We start from the raw sequence: 17,845 nt of genomic DNA on the forward strand, positions 1-17,845 counted from the left end.
TCCGCTGCGAGCCGGCAGTCAGGACAGAACCATGTCATCTCGCCTCAAGACCGGGCTGCTGCTCGGCACCGCAACGCTCGCCGTGTGCAGCACCGGCGCTCCAAGCGCGCGCGCCCAAACCGCTCTCCCCGAAGTCACCGTCACGGCGCCGAGCCCGATTCAGCGCCGCCACCACACCGAAGCGAAGCCGCGTCCGGCGACGCGCGTCGCGGCTCCGGCAAGGCAGCGCGGCCCCGCGCCGGCCGAGACGCCGCCCGTGGCCCAGGCCACCCCGGCGCCGCAGCCCGGCATCCTGCCGATCGTCACCGACCAGTTCGCCACCGTCACGGTGGTACCGAACGAAGAAATCCGCCGCAGCGGCGGCGGCACGCTGGGCGATCTGCTCGGCAACAAACCCGGCATCAGCGCCTCGCAATACGCCCCCGGTGGCGCTAGCCGCCCGATCATCCGCGGCCTCGACGTCAACCGTGTCAGCATCATCGAGAACGGCACCGGCAGCAACGGCGCGTCCGACCTCGGCGAAGACCACTTCGTGCCGGTCGATCCGCTCTCCACCAATCAGGTCGAAGTGATCCGCGGCCCGGCCACGCTGCGCTACGGCTCGACCGCAATCGGCGGCGTCGTCAGCGCCACCAACAACCGGATTCCCGACGCGCTGCCGCCCTGCGCGCAACCGTTCCAGAGCTATGGGTTGGCCAAGTCGCCGACGCTGTTCGGCGGCGCCGGCTGCATGAACGGCGAAGTCCGCAGCGCCGTCAGCTCGGTCGATCGCGGCGTCGAAGGCGCGGTGCTGCTCGATGCCGGCGGCAACAACGTCGCGGTCCATGCCGACGTCTATGGCCGCAATGCCGGCGACTACAATGTGCCGAGCTATCCGTATGCGGCGCCCGGCATGCCGTTCAACGGCCGCCAGCCGAATTCCGCCGCGACCGCCGCGGGCGCCTCGGTCGGCGGCTCGTATCTGTTCGACGGCGGCTTCATCGGCGCGTCGGTCACCCAGAACAATTCGCTGTATCACATCCCCGGCGTCGAAGGTTCGCAGGTCGGCACCCGGATCGACGCCAAGCAGACCAAGTTCAATGCCAAGGGTGAGTATCGTCCGGATGCGGCCGCGATCGACGCCATCCGGTTCTGGGTCGGCGCCACCGACTACAAGCACAACGAAGTCGGTCAGGCCACGGCCGGAGATCCGACCACCGACGGCGTGCGCCAGACCTTCACCAACCGCGAGCAGGAAGGCCGGCTCGAGGTGCAGCTCGCGCCGTTCAACGCCGGCTTCGCGGCGATCACCACCGCGGTCGGCGTTCAGGCCAGCCATCAGGAACTGACGGCGCCGAGCCCGGACGATCCGGGCAGCCCGCTGAACGGTCTGTTCGACCCGAACAAGAACACCAAGGCGGCCGGCTACGTCTTCAACGAGCTGCAGTTCACCAACACCACCAAGGCGCAGGTCGCCGGCCGCATCGAGCATGTCGAACTGTCCGGCACCACGCCGGCGTTCGTGCCCGAGATCTTCGACCTCAACACCGATCCGAGCGCGATCGGCCCCGCCACTCAGCGCAACCTGTCGTTCACGCCGAAGAGCTTCAGCGTCGGCCTGATCCAGGCGCTGCCGTGGGACCTGTCGGCGAGCATCACCGGGCAATATGTCGAGCGCGCGCCGAAGCCGGCCGAGCTGTTCTCGCGCGGCGGCCACGACGCCACCGCCACCTTCGACATCGGCAATCCCAACCTGAAGATCGAAACCGCCAAGTCGGTCGAGGTCGGGCTGCGCCGCGCCACCGGACCGTTCCGGTTCGAGATCACCGCCTACTACACGCAGTTCAGCGGCTTCATCTATCGGCGGCTGACCGGCAACACTTGCGACGACGCCTCCTGCGTCGATCCGGGCACCGGCACGCTGGAATTGAACCAGGCGATCTACTCGCAGCGTGACGCCACCTTCAAGGGCGGCGAATTCCAGAGCCAGCTCGACGTCGCCCAACTCTATGGCGGCACCTTCGGCATCGAGAACCAGTTCGACATCGTGCGGGCGACCTTCGCGGACGGCACCAACGTGCCGCGAATTCCGCCGATGCGGGTCGGCGGCGGCCTGTTCTGGCGCGACGCCAACTGGCTGATGAAGGTCAACCTGCTGCACGCCTTCGCGCAGAACGACGTGGCGCCGATCGCCGAAACGACGACGCCGGGCTACAATCTGCTGAAGGCTGAAGTCAGCTACCGGACCAAGCTCGCCCCCAACGCCTGGGGCGCACGCGAGATGCTGATCGGCATCGTCGGCAACAATCTGCTCAACGAAGACATCCGGATCGCGACGTCCTACAGCAAGGACAACGTGCTGATGCCCGGCATCGGCGTGCGGGCGTTCGCGAATTTGAAGTTCTGAGTGGCCATGGGCGCACGGCGGCTCGCCTCACGTCGTCATTCCGGGGCGCGAGCGCAGCTCGCGAACCCGGAATCCAGAAGTTGTGGAAACGCTCCCGTCTCCCCATCGAGATTCCGGGTTCGTCGCTACGCGACGCCCCGGAATGACGCACGAGATCAATTGCCGGCACGCGCGAAAACACGCCGCCGGTCTCGGATGAAACGATGAACTGGGTGCGGACGCATATTCGTCTGGGAACGCGGCTGGCGCTGGTTGCGCTGGCGCTGCACTTCGTCGTGGCGTTCGGTCACTTCCACCAGATCGTCACCCAGTCGGTCGTGCTCGCGCTCACGGCCGCCGATCCGGCCACGCCCGACGGTGATCCTCAGTCCGACGACGACGCCGACGGCTGTACGGTCTGCGCCGTGATGGCGATGGCGGATGCGATGCTCGACGCATCGCCGCCCTCGTTGCCGCTGCGGCAGGCCACCACGCTCGTGCATCGCGTGCCGGATCTGGTCCTGATCCGGTTCGCCGGCATCCGCACCGCCTTCGATCCCCGCGCTCCTCCCGCCTGCTGACATCGATCCCTGTGAGCCAAGAGATCGCGCCATGCCCCGCGCTCTCGATGTCAGCCAAGCCCGTCGACCGTCGACGGCAAGCCATCGCCCGCACCCAGCGGCGACGATCAGTGTCGCCCGCGCCCGCATGGCTTCGAGGAGATCCACATGCTTTGTCACATCAAACGCGGCCTTGCGGCGTCGAGCTCTGCCACGCTGCTGTTAGCCGCTCTGAGTTCACCCGGTCTGGCGCAGAACGCGGCGCCGGCCAGTCGCGGCGCGACACCGCTTCCGGAAATCGACGTCATCCAGCCGCAGCGTGCGCCCCACCCGGCTCGGCGTCCGAAGACTCAAACCGCAGCCCGGGCGCGCCGCGGGGCGGCGACCGCCCCCGCGCAGCACGACGCACAAACACCTGCACTGACCGCGGCACAAGCCGTGGCGGCCAAACATGCGGGCTTCGATGCTGCGCGGCAGGCGATCTTCGCGCCGAATGGCGCCAGCGCCTTCGACGTCAATCACGAGGCAATCCTGGCGCTGCCGCAGGGCGCCAATGCGACGCTCGACAAGGTGCTGCTGCAGGCGCCGGGCGTATCACAGGACTCTGCTGCCAGCGGCGATCTGCATGTCCGCAACGAGCACGCCAATGTGCAGTACCGCATCAACGGCATCGCGTTGCCCGACGGCGTCAGCGGCTTCGGCCAGATGCTCGATACCTCGCTGGTCGGGCGACTGACGCTGCTCACCGGCGCGTTGCCGGCGCAATACGGCCTGCGCACCGCTGGCGTCGTCGATATCACCACGCGCACCGACGCCTTCAACAACAGCGGCACCGTCAGCGTCTATGGCGGCAGCCGCCAGACCATCACGCCGAGCGTCGAGTATGGCGGAACGGCCGGCAACACCCAGTACTTCGTCTCCGGCCGTTACTTTGGAACAGGCCTTGGGCTGGAGAACCCGACCTCGTCGCCGAACGCGATCCACGACGATTCCCAGCAGGGTAGAGGCTTCGCCTATCTGTCCACCGTGATCGACGACTCGACGCGGCTGACCTTCATCGGCGGCGGTTCGGCCAACAACTACCAGATTCCCAACAACCCGGGCCAGACGCCGGGCTTCACCGCGTTCGGCGTGTCGAACTTCGACTCGGCGCTGCTCAACGAAACCCAGCGCGAGCGCAACGGCTTCGGAGTGCTGGCGCTGCAGAAGTCGATCAACGGCTTCGACCTGCAGCTGTCGGCGTTCTCGCGCTATAGCATGCTGCACTTCACGCCCGACACGATCGGCGATCTGGTGTTCAACGGCGTCGCCTCCGACGTCTATCGCAAGAGCGTCGCCAGCGGCATCCAGGCCGACGGCTCGTACCGGCTCAGCGACGCGCATACGCTGCGCGGTGGCTTCCAGGTCACCGCTGAGCAAAGCCGCGTGACCAACTCCTCGGTGGTGCTGCCGCTCGACGACAGCGGCAATCCGCTGGACGCGCCGTTCGGCGTCGTCGACTCCAGCAGCAAGCTCGGCTGGCTGTTCAGCACCTATCTGCAGGACGAATGGCGGGTCACCAACACGGTGACGCTGAACTCCGGCCTGCGCTTCGACCAGATGAACGAATACACGAGCGCCAACCAGCTCAGCCCGCGCATCAGCCTGACCTGGAAGCCGTTCGAGGACACCACCTTCCACGCCGGCTATTCGCGCAACTTCACGCCGCCCGCGCAGGTGTTGGCGGCGCCGACCAATCTGGCGCTGGTGCAGAACACTACGCAGCAGCCCGCCGTCAACGCCAGCAGCCCGGTGCTGCCTGAGCGCTCGAACGTGTTCGATGTCGGCGTCACGCAGAAGCTGCTGCCCGGCCTCGAAGTCGGCATCGACACCTACTACAAGACCGCGCGCGATCTGCTCGACGACGGCCAGTTCGGCGCCGCCTATGTGCTGTCGGCGTTCAACTACGACCGCGCCGAGAACGTCGGCATCGAGTTCAAGGGCGCGTACACCAGCGGCAACTTTCGGATCTACGGCAATCTGGCGCTGGCACGGCAGATCGCCACCAAGGTGGTCTCCAACCAGTATCTGTTCGATCCGGACGAGCTCGCCTACATCGCCAGCAACTACATCTACACCGACCACGCGCAGCTGGTGACGGCGTCGGCCGGCGCGTCCTATCGCTGGCACGACACCAGTTTCAGCGCATCGATGATCTATGGCAGCGGGCTGCGCTCGGGCTTTGCCAATATCGGATCGCTGCCGTCCTACACCCAGGTCAATCTCGGCGTGTCGCACGACTTCTATCTGGTGAGCGCCACCAGGCCGACCACGGTGCGGTTCGACGTCGTCAACCTGTTCGACAGCGTGTACGAAATCCGCGACGGCTCGGGGATCGGCGTGTTCGCGCCGCAATACGGTCCGCGGCGCGGCTTCTATGTCGGCGTGGCGCAGAAGTTTTGAAGCCGCCCCACAGCAAGGCGCGTCAGCGCGCCTTGCTCCAATCCGGGCGGATCGCGCCGCCGACGCCTTCGAACGCGCCCTCGGCGAGTTCGAGCACCAGCAGGCGGGCCGCATCGACCGGGCCGGGCATGGTGACGCGGCCTTTCGAAATCCGCTTGAAGCCGACCCGGCTGTAATACGGCTCGTCGCCGACCAGCACGATCAGCTTGTGGCCCTGGGCGCGCGCATCCGAGATCGCGCGGTCGAGCAGCAGCCGGCCGACGCCGCGCGACCGGAATGGCGGCTCCACCGTCAGCGGCCCCAGCAGCAGCGCCGGTGTATCGCCGACCAGGATCGGCAACTGCCGCACCGAGCCGACCAGCAGCGTGCCGATCCAGGCGGTGAACGACAGCTCCGGGAGATGATCGACATGCTCGCGCAGCCGATAGGCGCTGAGCACGAAGCGACCGGGCCCGAAGGTACGCTCGTGCAGCCGCTCAATGGCCTGCGCGTCGTTCGGGGATTCGGGCAGAATGGTGAGTTTCAGATCGGACATGGCGGAGGCGAGATAGCACCGCCTCCGCATCAGGTCCATTGCCAGGCTAAACCCGCTCGGGGACCCCGCCCCTCACCTTGGCACCGTCCGATCCGGTGCCCAGCGCATCTTCATCGCTGGCCTGCCGCTGGGCAGCCCCCTTGGCGCGCGCCACATAGACCGTCTGCGAGCCGGCGGCGAAGCCCGTGCCGGCCGCCTCGACCAGCTCCAGGATTTTCAGCATCAGATCTTCCTGCACTTCCAGGAAGGTGTCGCCATCCACCGCATGCACATAGGCGAAGATCTCGACCTTGAGGGCGGCCGGCGCCAGCCCGATCAGCCGCACCCGGGCCGGATCGTTGTCGACGTCCGGATGGTCGAGCAGCATCTCCCGCAGCGAAGCCAGCAGCGTCCGGATCTGCTCGGCGGAGGTCTCGTAACGCAGCTCCAGAATCGGGTGAAACCAGAACTTGTCGCGGCGGCTGAAATTCTCGATCTGCAGCGCCGCCAGCGCGCCGTTCGGCACCGTCACCACGGTGCGATCGAGGGTGCGGATGCGGGTCGAGCGCATCCCGATGTCCTCGATGGTGCCGGAGGTGTCGCCGAACTTGCAGAAATCGCCGACCCGCATCGGCTGGTCGGTGACCAGCGTCAGGCTGCCGACCAGATGTTCGATCGTCTTCTGCGCGCCCAGAGCGATCGCGATACCGCCGATACCGAGGGCGGCGAGGCCGGCGGTGACGTTGTAGCCGAGGGCGTTGAACCCGACGATGATCGCAAACGCGATGATGACGAACTTGACGCTGCGGCGGATGAAAGTGACCGCCGACAGCATCGACAGCCGGCCGCGCAACGTCATGCGATCGATCGCGAACGCCGCCAGCGAATCCACGACACGCCAAATGATCCACGACAGCGCGACCCAGCCGAGCAGTTCGATGGCGCCGGACAAATGCTGCCGCGCCACGATGGCGACGCCGGCGAGTGACATCGCGATCCGCAGCGCCCAGGCGGTCAGCAACAGCCGCACCGGCAGCGCCGAGGCTTCCAGCACACGTCTGATCCGCGAGTCGCCGGTCGAGCGACGCAATTTGAGGATGATGAATCCGATTGCGCCGGTGATCAGCCAGACCGCGCCGAAGCACACGAACGCGAGCACGACCACCGCGATCCAGTGGCCGATCGGCACACCGGCGAAGCGATATTCGTCGCGCAGCGCATAGGGCAGCAGCTTGTCGACCGAGCTCGACACCACCGTGCGCGACAGCTCCGGCAGTTCGGCCACCGTGCGGGCGGAGACCAGCCAGATCTTGACGCCATCCTTGCCATCGACGCGCTGCGCGATCAGGTCGACCGTGCCGTGGTCGGTGCGCACCATGCCGAACTTCTCTTGCTCGGGCGGCAGGCTGTCGTCCTGGTCGCCCTGCGGTTCGGTGCTCAGCCGCAGCCGCGAATACACCACGCCGCCGCGGTCGAGGATGCGCTGAAGCTGCTGTGCGACGCTCGGGCCCCAGGCGTCTTTCTCCTGGCTGAGGTCGAGATACATCGCGGCGCGTTCGTAGTTCTGCTCCGCCGCGGCGGCGATGAAGCCTGCCACCATGCCGGCCGGCGTCTCGCGGCCAAGCGGGTCGGTCGGCGCCGCGGGTTGCGCGGGTGCCGCACCATTGCCGTTGGTGCCGGGGATCTGGGCGAAGGCAGAACTCGCGACCACAAGGGTCATGGTCGCGACGAGGATCAGGGCTCGAAACAACGCGCGTGCAGATGACGTCAAAATCGCTCCTCTTGAACGGACGGGCGTGGAATCGGGACGAATCGTCCACTTGGGCTCCACCGTCTCCGGCGCCCTGCGATCCCAGCGCAAAATGCTTCAGCCGCACCGATAGTCACGAAATGGGCCATCTCTGTGGTCGCGCGTGACCAGCAACACGAGGGAACCCGGATGGTCAAGTTGGGGCCGACGCCCAGCGCTTTGGCAATTTTACCGCCAAGTCGCGATCGGCGGTCGGCCCTCGAGCACTTCGGCGATCCGCAGCCGGGTCCCGTGCGTCGTTTCGGCCGGCAGCGCGTCGGCGGCGAAGAAGCCGCTGGCGATGATTTCGTGGTTCGGCTCCGGCGGCCGATCTTGTTGGTATTGACGCACCACATAGACGGCGACGTGGTCGCGCGGCGAGACGTGGCTGTTGAAGAAGATGCCGTGCAGCGCCGGCGCCCCGGTCAGCGCGATGCGGCCCTCCTCCATCAGCTCGCGGGTCAGCGCATCGACGAAGCTCTCGCCGACCTCGACCCCGCCGCCCGGCAGATGCCAGCCGCCGACATAAGAGTGCTGGATCAGGAACACCCGGTCCTGCGGGTCGAGCACCACGCCGCGCGCGCCCAGCGTCATGCCGCGGGCGAACCGCCAGTACAGATGAAACATCCGGGTCAGGACCGGTTCGAATTTCAAACGCAGATTCTGAACAGCGGTCACCGCCGGTGGCCCTCGCGCCAAGGCGCAGCCGAGGCTTGCGCCGATCCGGCCAACTTGCCAAAACCGCAGAGGTTTTCACAGGCGGCAGTTCGCGACCGGCTCGCAAGCGCGCGGCGTCGCGACAGGATCGGGCGATGACCGTATTCACTCTGGCGCATCTGTCCGACCCGCATCTGCCGCTGCCGCCGAAGACCAGCCTGCGCCACCTCGCCTCCAAGCGCGCGCTCGGCTACCTGAACTGGCGGCGCAACCGCCATCTGATCCACCGCCGCGACATCCTCGATACGCTGGTCGCCGACCTACAGGCGCAGCAGCCGGACCACATCGCGGTCACCGGCGACCTCGTCAATATCGCTCTCGTCAACGAATTCGCCCCAGCGCGGCAATGGCTGGAGAGCGTCGGCCCGGCCGACCGCGTCAGCCTGGTGCCGGGCAATCACGACGCCTACGTCCGCTCCACCGCGCACCGCTTCGCCGAAACGTTTCCCGACTACATCAGCGGCGACGGCGCTAGCCCAGGCTTTCCATATCTACGCCGGCGCGAGGCGATCGCGATCATCGGGGTGTCCAGCGCGGTGCCGACCGCGCCGCTGCGCGCCACCGGCTGGCTCGGCGCACCCCAGCGTGCGGCGCTGGAAGCGCTGCTGCAGGGTCTTGCCGGCGAGCGCGTGTTCAAGGTGCTGCTGATCCATCATCCGCTGCAGTCGCGGTCGCGGCACAAGCGGCTGACCGATGCCGCCGAGCTGATCGCGCTGCTGCAACGGCACCCGGTCGATCTGGTGCTGCACGGCCATGATCACGTCCACGCCACGGTCCGGATCGACACGCCGTTCGGCGCGATTCCGGTGGTCGGCGTGCCATCGGCGTCGGCGATGAACGATCGCCACCGCCCGTCGGCGGCCTACAATCTGTTCAAGATCAGCGAAAGCAATGACGGCTGGCGCTGCGAACACCGCATCCGCGGCTTCCAGGCCAGCGAGCTGATCGAGGATTTGCGGCCGCCGGAGTGGCTGTAGCCGTGTCGCTCCAGCTCTCCCCATCATTGCGAGCGAAGCGAAGCAATCCAGCCCCGTGCATGAGGCTGGATTGCTTCGTCGCTTCACTCCTCGCAATGACGGAGGGAGGCGGGAGTTGGTATTGACCGGGGGATGCGGTGCCATTGACGCCGCGCAGCGTCAGGAAATCCGCAGCGCCGCGAACAGTGCGAGCGCGAACAGCGCCAGGGCGCCGGCGATGAAGCCGAGCACGAAGGTCCACAGCCCATTGCGGCGCGGCGGAGCCGGGAGCGGCGGAGCGGCTTGGACCGGCGGCAACGACAGCGCCCGCTCGCGCTCGACCAGCCGGCGGGCCACATAGCTCGTCACCGCGTCCGCGATCTTGGCCGCCTCGTGGGATTCGGCCAGCACGATCCGGCCGTAGGCGGTGTCCTGAACGAAGCGGTACATCCGCTTGTCCCGGCCCATCACCACATGGGCGACGACGTCGATCCACAGCCGCGGGGTGTCGCCCTGGCTGATGCCGCGATCGAACAGCTCGACCCCGCCCGGAATCTCGGCGAACAGCGGGTCGAGCGCGTCATTGAGGATTTCGAGGCGGGCGATTTCGGCGTCGCGCAGGTCGACGACCACACCGGTGCGGTCGGCGGCCTCGATCCGGGCCTGCCGCAACGCATCCTTCAGCCGCATCGGCCTCGCCGCCGTGCTTACGGAGTTCTGAGCGTCCGCCATTCTCGACTTCAGCCTCGTGCCTGCCTGAGCCCGCCGCCGATTAACCTATCAGTAACCCTTAGGCCGCGAAAGCCGTTTGCGGATCAACCAGTTGGCTCATCCACGGCGCTTTGAAGGTCTTTCCCGCATCCGGCTTGAAGTGCTCCAAAACGACGATGGCGGCCCTGCCGGGTTGCCCCGACAGGACCGCCAAAGTCCTTGGACGTCTTCTATCTCGTCAGCTCGCCGGGCGGCGCGTGCGCCGCCGCGGCTCAGGAGCGCATCAGGCCGGGGTGACGGCCCGGTTCGGCTCTTCCACGATCGAGAACCGAACGCCTGCGCGATGGCGGTTCTCTTCGGAAAGGACCTTCCAGGCCTCTTCGGCCTCCTTGCGCGTCTTGAAGGGACCCTTCACCTGGGCCGACCCTTCGACGAGCTTGTGGAAGTTCATCGAACCGAACTCGCCACCGATCACCCAGAAGTTGCTGCCCGCTGTCATGGTCCTTCTCCTGCTTCTTTCCGTTTAGCTGAACTGGTTCATCGTGTTGTGTTCGCCGCCGGCCTTCAGAGCCGCGTCGCCGGCGAAGTATTCCTTGTGATCGTCGCCGATGTCCGAGCCGGCCATGTTCTGGTGCTTCACACAGGCGATGCCCTGACGGATTTCCTGGCGCTGCACATTCTTAACATAACCCAGCATGCCCTGGTCGCCGAAATATTCGCGAGCCAGATTGTCGGTCGACAGCGCAGCCGTGTGGTAGGTCGGCAGCGTGATCAGGTGGTGGAAGATGCCGGCGCGCTTGGCCGAATCCGCCTGGAAGGTGCGGATGCGGGCGTCGGCTTCGATCGCCAGCGGGGTTTCGTCGTATTCGGCCTTCATCAGCTCGGCGCGGTTGTACTTGCTGACGTCCTTGCCCTCTTCCTTCCAGGCATCATAAACCTGCCAGCGGAAGTTGAGCGTCCAGTTGAACGACGGCGAGTTGTTGTAGGCCAGCTTGGCGTTCGGCACGACTTCGCGGATCCGATCGACCATCGAGGCGATCTGCTCGATATGCGGCTTCTCGGTTTCGATCCACAGCAGGTCGGCGCCGTTCTGCAGCGAGGTAATGCAGTCCAGCACGCAGCGGTCCGCACCGGTGCCCGGACGGAACTGGTACAGGTTGCTCGGCAGACGCTTCGGGCGCAGCAGCTTGCCGTTGCGGCTGATGATGACGTCGCCGTTGCCGATCTTGCTGGCATCGACTTCTTCGCAATCCAGGAAGCTGTTGTACTGGTCGCCGATGTCACCCGGCTGGTGGCTGACAGCGATCTGCTGGGTCAGGCCGGCGCCGAGCGAGTCGGTGCGGGTGACGATGATGCCGTCTTCCACGCCCATCTCGAGGAACGCGTGACGGATCGCGCGGACCTTGGCGATGAACACATCGTGCGGCACGGTGACCTTGCCGTCCTGGTGGCCGCACTGCTTCTCGTCCGAGACCTGGTTCTCGATCTGCAGCGCGCAGGCGCCCGCTTCGATCATCTTCTTGGCGAGCAGATAGGTCGCCTCGGCGTTGCCGAAGCCGGCGTCGATGTCGGCGATGATCGGCACGACGTGGGTCTGGAAATTGTCGATCTGGTCGATGATCGCGGTTTCCTTGGCCTTGTCGCCGGCCTCACGGGCCTTGTCGAGCTGGCGGAACAGATCGTTGAGCTCGCGCGAATCCGCCTGGCGCAGGAAGGTGTAGATCTCTTCGATCAACGCCGGCACCGAGGTCTTCTCGTGCATCGACTGGTCGGGCAGCGGGCCGAATTCCGAGCGCAGCGCCGCGATCATCCAGCCCGACAGGTAGATGTAACGGCGATCGGTCTTGCCGCCATTGTGCTTCTTGATCGAGATCAGCTTCTGCTGCGCGATGAAGCCGTGCCAGCACCCCAGCGACTGGGTGTACTTGGTCGGGTCGGCGTCATACGCCGCCATGTCGGCACGCATCTGCGCCGCGGTGTAGCGGGCGATGTCCAGACCGGTCTTGAAGCGGTTCTGCAGGCGCATCCGAGCCACGGCCTCGGCGGTGACGCCATTCCAGGTCGGCTTGTCCTTGAGGAGAGCTTCGGCCGCTTCGATCTCGCTCTTGTAGGAGCTCGGAGCGTGGATGGCGCTGATGCCGCGTGGCTGGAAGTTCATGACATGATCCCTTCGGTACGAATAATTCGCAGCGCGACATTCGTGACAATCGCGCCTTGAAACGTGCCGAGAGATAAACGCGAGATGACAGAAGACGTACAGACCTCTTGCGAACGAATGGTGATGTCATGTAACTTCAGTACATGTAACATTTGTTATTTTGTAAATTTTGTAAAACGCGATATCTGGAGCGGAATCTGAAAGGACCCTGTAATGGCCGGCGATTCCGGTAAAAAACTGTTCGTGGGCCCCCGCTTCCGCCGTATCCGGCAGCAGCTCGGGCTGTCGCAAACCCAGATCGCCGAAGGTTTGGGCATTTCTCCGAGCTACGTCAACCTGATTGAGCGCAACCAGCGCCCGGTGACCGCCCAGATCCTGCTGCGGCTGGCCGAGACCTATGACCTCGACCTCCGGGACCTGGCCACCGCCGACGAGGACCGGTTCTTCGCCGAGCTCAACGAGATCTTCTCCGACCCCCTGTTCCGGCAGATCGACCTGCCGAAGCAGGAGCTGCGCGACTTGGCCGAGCTTTGCCCCGGCGTCACCCATTCGCTGCAGCGGCTGTACGCCGCCTATACCGAGGCGCGCCGCGGCGAGACCATGGTGGCAGCCCAGATGGCCGACCGCGAACAGATCCGTTACGAGGCCAACCCGATCGAGCGGATCCGCGACCTGATCGAAGCCAACCGCAACTACTTCCCCGAGCTCGAGCAGGCCGCCGAAGCGGTGCGCGACGAGCTCAATATCGGTTCGCAGGAGATGTTCGGCGCGCTGACTGACCGGCTGCGCGAGCGGCATTCGATCACCACGCGGATCATGCCGGTCGACGTGATGCGCGAAACGCTGCGACGGTTCGACCGCCATCGCCGGCAACTCTTGATCTCCGAACTGATCGACGGCCCCGGCCGCGCCTTCCAGGTCGCGTTCCAGACTGGGCTGACCGAGCACGGCGGCATCATGGACGCGATCGTGCACCGCGCCGGCGGGCTCGAGGATCAGGCGCGGCGGCTGTATCGGATCACGCTCGGCAATTACTTCGCCGCCGCGGTGATGATGCCCTATGCGGCATTCCACGCCGCCGCCGAGCAACTCTCCTACGACGTCAACGTGCTGGCGCAGCGCTTCAACGCCGGCTTCGAACAGGTCTGCCACCGCCTCACCACGCTGCAGCGGCCGAACGCCCGCGGCGTGCCGTTCTTCATGCTGCGGGTTGACAACGCCGGCAACGTCTCCAAGCGGTTCTCCTCCGGCACCTTCCCGTTCTCGAAGTTCGGCGGCACCTGCCCGCTGTGGAACGTGCACTCGACCTTCGATACGCCGGACCGGCTGCTCAAGCAGGTGATCGAACTGCCCGACGGCAGCCGTTACTTCTCGATCGCCCAAATGGTCCGCCGCCCGATCGCGCCGCACCCGCAGCCGCAGCCGCGCTTCGCGATCGGTTTGGGCTGCGAAATCCGCCACGCCTCGAAACTGATCTACGCCGCCGGCATGGATCTGGAGAAAGCCGAAGGCACCCCGATCGGCGTCAACTGCCGCCTCTGCGAACGAGAGCATTGTTCGCAGAGAGCGGAGCCACCGATCACCAGGACACTGATCCTCGACGAGAACACGCGACGGGCGAGCAGCTTTGCGTTTAGTAATGCGCGGGAGTTGTGAGGCGCGCTCTTTCGTTATTCGCCCGTTTTGCAGACACGACTCTCCCCGTCATTGCGAGCGAAGCGAAGCAATCCAGCTCCGAGCACTGGGCTGGATTGCTTCGTCGCTACGCTCCTCGCAATGACGGAGAGAGACGTTGGCCGCACCGACGAGGGCCCGCACCGCCCGTCCTTGCCGGGCTTGACCCGGCAATCCATCCCGCCAAGACTCCTCGCCTGATTTGATGGATCGCCGGGTCGAGCCCGGCGATGACGTTTGGGGAGAAGGCGATGCTGCGGCTGAAGGCGACGGCGAGACACCTGCGGACATCCGTTGGCGCGATGGCGGCGGTTGTAGCTATCGCGGCGGCCGCCTCCCTCAGTGCCTCGCCCGCCCTCGCCCAGCGCGGCGCGTCGTGCCATGGCGGGCAGAACTTCGATCAGTTTCTCGCCGGGCTGAAGCAGAAAGCGATGGCGGCCGGGGTGTCACAGCGGGCGGTCGCGGAGGCTTCGCCGTATCTCGTGTACGATCAGGGCATCGTCAATCGCGATCGCGGGCAGCGGGTGTTCGGGCAGATCTTCACGGTGTTCGCCGGGCGGATGGCTTCCGAAGGACGGCGCGTCAAAGGCCAACAATTGATCAGGCAATACGCGAACGCGTTCGCGCGGGCCGAAAAGGAATACGGCGTGCCGCCGGCGGTGATCGCCGCGTTCTGGGCGCTGGAGAGCGATTTCGGCGCGGTGCAGGGCAATCTGCCGACGCTGCGCTCGCTGGTGTCGCTGGCCTATGACTGCCGCCGCTCCGAGATGTTCCAGGACGAGACCATCGCGGCGCTGAAGATCATCGACCGCGGCGACCTGTCGCCGGGCGAGATGATCGGCTCCTGGGCCGGAGAGCTCGGCCAGACCCAATTCCTGCCGCGGCACTATTTCGACTACGCGGTCGACTATGACGGCGACGGCCACCGTGACCTGCTGCACAGCGCGCCCGACGTGATCGGCTCGACCGCCAACTACATCGCCACCGGGCTGAAGTGGCGGCGCGGCGAGCCGTGGCTGCAGGAGGTCCGGGTGCCGGAGAACCTGCCGTGGGATCAGGCGGATCTCACCGTGAAGCATCCGCGCTCGCAATGGACGCAGTGGGGCGTGACCGCGGCGGACGGACGGCCGCTGTCGAACGACGCGCTGCCGGCATCGCTGCTGCTGCCGATGGGGCGTCACGGTCCGGCGTTCCTGGCTTACGCGAACTTCGCCGCCTACACCGAGTGGAACAACTCGCTGATCTATTCGACCACTGCGGCCTATCTCGCCACCCGGATCGCCGGCGCCGGACCAATGCAGAAGCCGCGCGCCGCGGTGGCTCAACTGTCGTTCAATGAGATGAAACAGCTGCAGCAGCTGCTGGTGCGTGCCGGCTTCGACGTCGGCAAGGTCGACGGCGTGCTCGGTCAGCAGACCCGCAGCGCAGTGAAGGCGATGCAGATCAAGTACGGCCTGCCGGCGGATTCCTGGCCGACCGCCGAACTGCTCACCCGGATGGGCGGCAGCGCGGCGCCGGCGCCTTCGGCTTCCGCAGACCCGATGCAACCGACGGAGCCGCGGCGCGCCAAGCGCGCCCGCCCAGCCGCGCCACTGCCGCAATAACCGAAAAATCCGTCCCGCGGCTTTTCAAATTCCGCCGACTTGCTCTAGGGTGCGACGCAATAACACTCTGGAGGAAACGACGTGCGTCATCTGTTGATTATGACAGCCACGGCTGTCGCGCTGGCTACCACCGCGGTCCATGCCGCCGATGACCTCAAGATCGCGCTGATCTACGGCAAGACCGGCCCGCTCGAAGCCTACGCCAAGCAGACCGAAACCGGCCTGATGATGGGGCTGGAATACGCCACCAAGGGCACGATGACGCTCGACGGCCGCAAGATCGTAGTGATCACCAAGGACGATCAGAGCAAGCCGGATCTCTCCAAAGCCGCTCTCGCCGAAGCCTATCAGGATGACGGAGCCGACATCGCGATCGGCACCTCGTCGTCGGCAGCAGCGCTCGCCGACCTGCCGGTCGCCGAAGAAAACAAGAAGATCCTGATCGTCGAGCCCGCCGTGGCCGACCAAATCACCGGCGAGAAGTGGAACCGCTACATCTTCCGCACCGGCCGTAACTCGTCGCAGGACGCGATCTCCAACGCGGTCGCGATCGGCAAGCAGGGTGTCACCATCGCCACCCTGGCGCAGGACTACGCGTTCGGCCGCGACGGCGTCGCCGCCTTCAAGGAAGCGCTGGCCAAGACCGGCGCGACGCTGGCCGCCGAAGAATATGTGCCGACCACCACCACCGACTTCACCGCGGTCGGCCAGCGGCTGTTCGATGCGCTCAAAGACAAGCCGGGCAAGAAAATCATCTGGGTGATTTGGGCCGGCGGCGGCGATCCGCTCACCAAGCTGCAGGACATGGACCCGAAGCGCTACGGCATCGAGCTGTCGACCGGCGGCAACATCCTGCCTGCGCTCGCCGCCTATAAGCGCCTGCCCGGCATGGAAGGCGCGACCTATTACTACTACGACATTCCCAAGAACCCGATCAACGAGTGGCTGGTCACCGAGCACCAGAAGCGCTTCAACGCGCCGCCGGACTTCTTCACCGCCGGCGGCTTCTCGGCCGCGATGGCGGTGGTCACCGCCGTTCAGAAGGCGAAGTCGACCGACACCGAGAAGCTGATCGCCGCGATGGAGGGCATGGAGTTCGACACACCCAAGGGGAAGATGATGTTCCGCAAGGAAGACCACCAGGCACTGCAGAGCATGTATCACTTCAAGGTCAAGGTCGACCCGGCCGTCGCCTGGGCGGTGCTGGAGCCGGTGCGCGAATTGAAGATCGAGGAGATGGACATCCCGATCCGGAATAAGAAGTAATTGCCCAACCTTACGTTTGTCATTCCGGGGCGCGCGTAGCGCGAGCCCGGAATCCATAACCACCGACGGGAGTATGGATTCCGGGCCTGCGCCCCAAGGGGCGCATCCCGGAATGACGAACTTTAAAGCTGCGACGCGTAGGCGATCACACCTCATGACCACCCTAGAGACCCAATCCCTCACCATTCGGTTCGGCGGCCATGTGGCGGTCGATGCGGTGAGTTGTGCGTTTCGCCCCGGTGAGCTGACCGCGATCGTCGGCCCGAACGGCGCCGGCAAGACGACGTATTTCAACCTGATCTCCGGCCAGCTCCGCCCGAGCGGCGGCCGCATCCTGTTCGACGGCGCGGACATCACCAGGATGACCGCGCCGCTGCGCACCCGCGCCGGGCTCGGCCGCGCGTTTCAGCTCACCAATCTGTTTCCCAATCTGTCGGTCGAAGAGAACGTTCGCCTCGCCGTGCAGGCGCATAGCGGCACGCATTACGACATGCTGCGGCCGTGGCGGACGCGGCGCGACCTGATCGACCGCGCCGACGCCATCCTCGACAGTGTTGCGCTGGGCGCCCGCCGCAATGTCGCCGCCACCGCGCTGTCGCACGGCGACCAGCGCAAGCTCGAAGTCGCGCTGATGATGGCGCTGGAGCCGAAGGTCTACATGTTCGACGAACCAACCGCCGGCATGAGCGTCGACGAAGTGCCGGTGGTACTCGATCTGATCGCACGGCTGAAGACCGATCCGTCCAAGATCATCCTCTTGGTCGAACACAAGATGGACGTCGTCCGCTCCCTGGCCGACCGCATCATCGTCCTCCACCACGGCAAACTCGTTGCCGACGGCAAGCCAGCCGAGGTGATCGCTTCGCCGATCGTGCAGGAGGCGTATCTGGGCATTGCACCGGGGAAGAGTGCGGCGTGAGCGTGATGGTGAAGATGTCGAATGCTTCGATGTTGGTGACGCCAGCTTCTGCGATGTTGGTCACACCCCCTCCCCGCACGCCGACGCGCTCCCTCTCCCGCCTGCGGGAGAGGGTTGGGGTGAGGGTGCCCCAAGGATGGCGTCCCGTTGTGGCCCCCCACCCCCGACCC

At 65.9% G+C, this 17,845-nt stretch carries 14 protein-coding genes; 8 read left to right on the forward strand and 6 right to left on the reverse strand.

Going from position 1 to position 17,845, the window contains the following annotated elements:
* Positions 1-31: 31 nt before the first annotated feature.
* From VRZ08_RS23770 to VRZ08_RS23780, 3 genes are all read left to right on the forward strand, one after another.
* Positions 32-2,386 (forward strand): TonB-dependent receptor domain-containing protein, encoded by a 2,355-nt coding sequence (locus VRZ08_RS23770; protein WP_414534107.1) that lies wholly within the window; start codon positions 32-34, stop codon positions 2,384-2,386.
* Between the two features lie 203 nt (positions 2,387-2,589).
* The gene (locus VRZ08_RS23775) at positions 2,590-2,946 is read left to right on the forward strand and encodes a hypothetical protein (protein WP_414534108.1); all 357 of its coding nucleotides are present in this window, start codon (positions 2,590-2,592) and stop codon (positions 2,944-2,946) included.
* Positions 2,947-3,363: 417 nt separating this feature from the next.
* On the forward strand, positions 3,364-5,367 hold the full coding sequence (locus tag VRZ08_RS23780; RefSeq protein ID WP_414534109.1) for a TonB-dependent receptor: 2,004 nt from the start codon (positions 3,364-3,366) through the stop codon (positions 5,365-5,367).
* A gap of 22 nt (positions 5,368-5,389) precedes the next feature.
* Here the strand turns inward: VRZ08_RS23780 and VRZ08_RS23785 are convergent, their stop codons facing one another.
* The 3 genes from VRZ08_RS23785 to VRZ08_RS23795 form a co-directional block, all read right to left on the reverse strand.
* The gene (locus VRZ08_RS23785) at positions 5,390-5,902 is read right to left on the reverse strand and encodes a GNAT family N-acetyltransferase (protein ID WP_264053418.1); all 513 of its coding nucleotides are present in this window, start codon (positions 5,900-5,902) and stop codon (positions 5,390-5,392) included.
* Positions 5,903-5,948: 46 nt separating this feature from the next.
* A complete protein-coding gene (locus tag VRZ08_RS23790; protein ID WP_408018546.1) occupies positions 5,949-7,652 on the reverse strand; it encodes a mechanosensitive ion channel family protein in 1,704 nt (567 codons plus the stop codon).
* A 207-nt stretch (positions 7,653-7,859) separates the two neighbouring features.
* Entirely contained in the window at positions 7,860-8,348 is a 489-nt protein-coding gene (locus VRZ08_RS23795; RefSeq protein WP_414534110.1) for an NUDIX domain-containing protein, read from the reverse strand.
* 134 nt (positions 8,349-8,482) lie between these two features.
* Between VRZ08_RS23795 and VRZ08_RS23800 the strand changes: the two genes are divergently transcribed.
* Entirely contained in the window at positions 8,483-9,364 is an 882-nt protein-coding gene (locus tag VRZ08_RS23800; protein WP_414534111.1) for a metallophosphoesterase family protein, read from the forward strand.
* Between the two features lie 159 nt (positions 9,365-9,523).
* Here the strand turns inward: VRZ08_RS23800 and VRZ08_RS23805 are convergent, their stop codons facing one another.
* The 3 genes from VRZ08_RS23805 to VRZ08_RS23815 all read right to left on the reverse strand — a co-directional run bounded on the left by VRZ08_RS23805 (position 9,524) and on the right by VRZ08_RS23815 (position 12,212).
* Positions 9,524-10,075, reverse strand: coding sequence for a hypothetical protein (locus VRZ08_RS23805; protein ID WP_346295658.1), 552 nt, complete (start codon positions 10,073-10,075; stop codon positions 9,524-9,526).
* Between the two features lie 262 nt (positions 10,076-10,337).
* Positions 10,338-10,553 carry a hypothetical protein gene (locus VRZ08_RS23810; protein ID WP_013504258.1) on the reverse strand — a complete coding sequence of 72 codons (216 nt, stop codon included), beginning with the start codon at positions 10,551-10,553 and terminating at the stop codon, positions 10,338-10,340.
* A gap of 24 nt (positions 10,554-10,577) precedes the next feature.
* Positions 10,578-12,212 (reverse strand): isocitrate lyase, encoded by a 1,635-nt coding sequence (locus VRZ08_RS23815; protein WP_107345965.1) that lies wholly within the window; start codon positions 12,210-12,212, stop codon positions 10,578-10,580.
* A 213-nt stretch (positions 12,213-12,425) separates the two neighbouring features.
* Here VRZ08_RS23815 and VRZ08_RS23820 point away from each other — a divergent pair, with 213 nt between their 5' ends.
* From VRZ08_RS23820 to VRZ08_RS23835, 4 genes are all read left to right on the forward strand, one after another.
* Positions 12,426-13,868 carry a helix-turn-helix domain-containing protein gene (locus VRZ08_RS23820; RefSeq protein ID WP_263989680.1) on the forward strand — a complete coding sequence of 481 codons (1,443 nt, stop codon included), beginning with the start codon at positions 12,426-12,428 and terminating at the stop codon, positions 13,866-13,868.
* Positions 13,869-14,188: 320 nt separating this feature from the next.
* Positions 14,189-15,490, forward strand: coding sequence for a lytic murein transglycosylase (locus VRZ08_RS23825; RefSeq protein WP_414534114.1), 1,302 nt, complete (start codon positions 14,189-14,191; stop codon positions 15,488-15,490).
* A gap of 81 nt (positions 15,491-15,571) precedes the next feature.
* On the forward strand, positions 15,572-16,756 hold the full coding sequence (locus VRZ08_RS23830; protein WP_107345968.1) for a substrate-binding domain-containing protein: 1,185 nt from the start codon (positions 15,572-15,574) through the stop codon (positions 16,754-16,756).
* 154 nt (positions 16,757-16,910) lie between these two features.
* Positions 16,911-17,675, forward strand: coding sequence for an ABC transporter ATP-binding protein (locus VRZ08_RS23835; RefSeq protein WP_414534112.1), 765 nt, complete (start codon positions 16,911-16,913; stop codon positions 17,673-17,675).
* The last annotated feature ends 170 nt before the right edge of the window (positions 17,676-17,845 follow it).

The organism is Rhodopseudomonas sp. G2_2311 (assembly GCF_047501505.1).
GTDB classification, from domain to species: domain Bacteria; phylum Pseudomonadota; class Alphaproteobacteria; order Rhizobiales; family Xanthobacteraceae; genus Rhodopseudomonas; species Rhodopseudomonas palustris_H.

What these genes read in the sequence shown, in the direction of transcription:
- VRZ08_RS23770 (WP_414534107.1), top strand. Translation starts at nt 32, where the DNA reads ATGTCATCTCGCCTCAAGACCGGGCTGCTGCTCGGCACCGCAACGCTC.
- VRZ08_RS23775 (WP_414534108.1), top strand. Translation starts at nt 2,590, where the DNA reads ATGAACTGGGTGCGGACGCATATTCGTCTGGGAACGCGGCTGGCGCTG.
- VRZ08_RS23785 (WP_264053418.1), bottom strand. Translation starts at nt 5,902, where the DNA reads ATGTCCGATCTGAAACTCACCATTCTGCCCGAATCCCCGAACGACGCG.
- VRZ08_RS23800 (WP_414534111.1), top strand. Translation starts at nt 8,483, where the DNA reads ATGACCGTATTCACTCTGGCGCATCTGTCCGACCCGCATCTGCCGCTG.
- VRZ08_RS23805 (WP_346295658.1), bottom strand. Translation starts at nt 10,075, where the DNA reads ATGGCGGACGCTCAGAACTCCGTAAGCACGGCGGCGAGGCCGATGCGG.
- VRZ08_RS23810 (WP_013504258.1), bottom strand. Translation starts at nt 10,553, where the DNA reads ATGACAGCGGGCAGCAACTTCTGGGTGATCGGTGGCGAGTTCGGTTCG.
- VRZ08_RS23815 (WP_107345965.1), bottom strand. Translation starts at nt 12,212, where the DNA reads ATGAACTTCCAGCCACGCGGCATCAGCGCCATCCACGCTCCGAGCTCC.
- VRZ08_RS23820 (WP_263989680.1), top strand. Translation starts at nt 12,426, where the DNA reads ATGGCCGGCGATTCCGGTAAAAAACTGTTCGTGGGCCCCCGCTTCCGC.
- VRZ08_RS23825 (WP_414534114.1), top strand. Translation starts at nt 14,189, where the DNA reads ATGGCGGCGGTTGTAGCTATCGCGGCGGCCGCCTCCCTCAGTGCCTCG.
- VRZ08_RS23835 (WP_414534112.1), top strand. Translation starts at nt 16,911, where the DNA reads ATGACCACCCTAGAGACCCAATCCCTCACCATTCGGTTCGGCGGCCAT.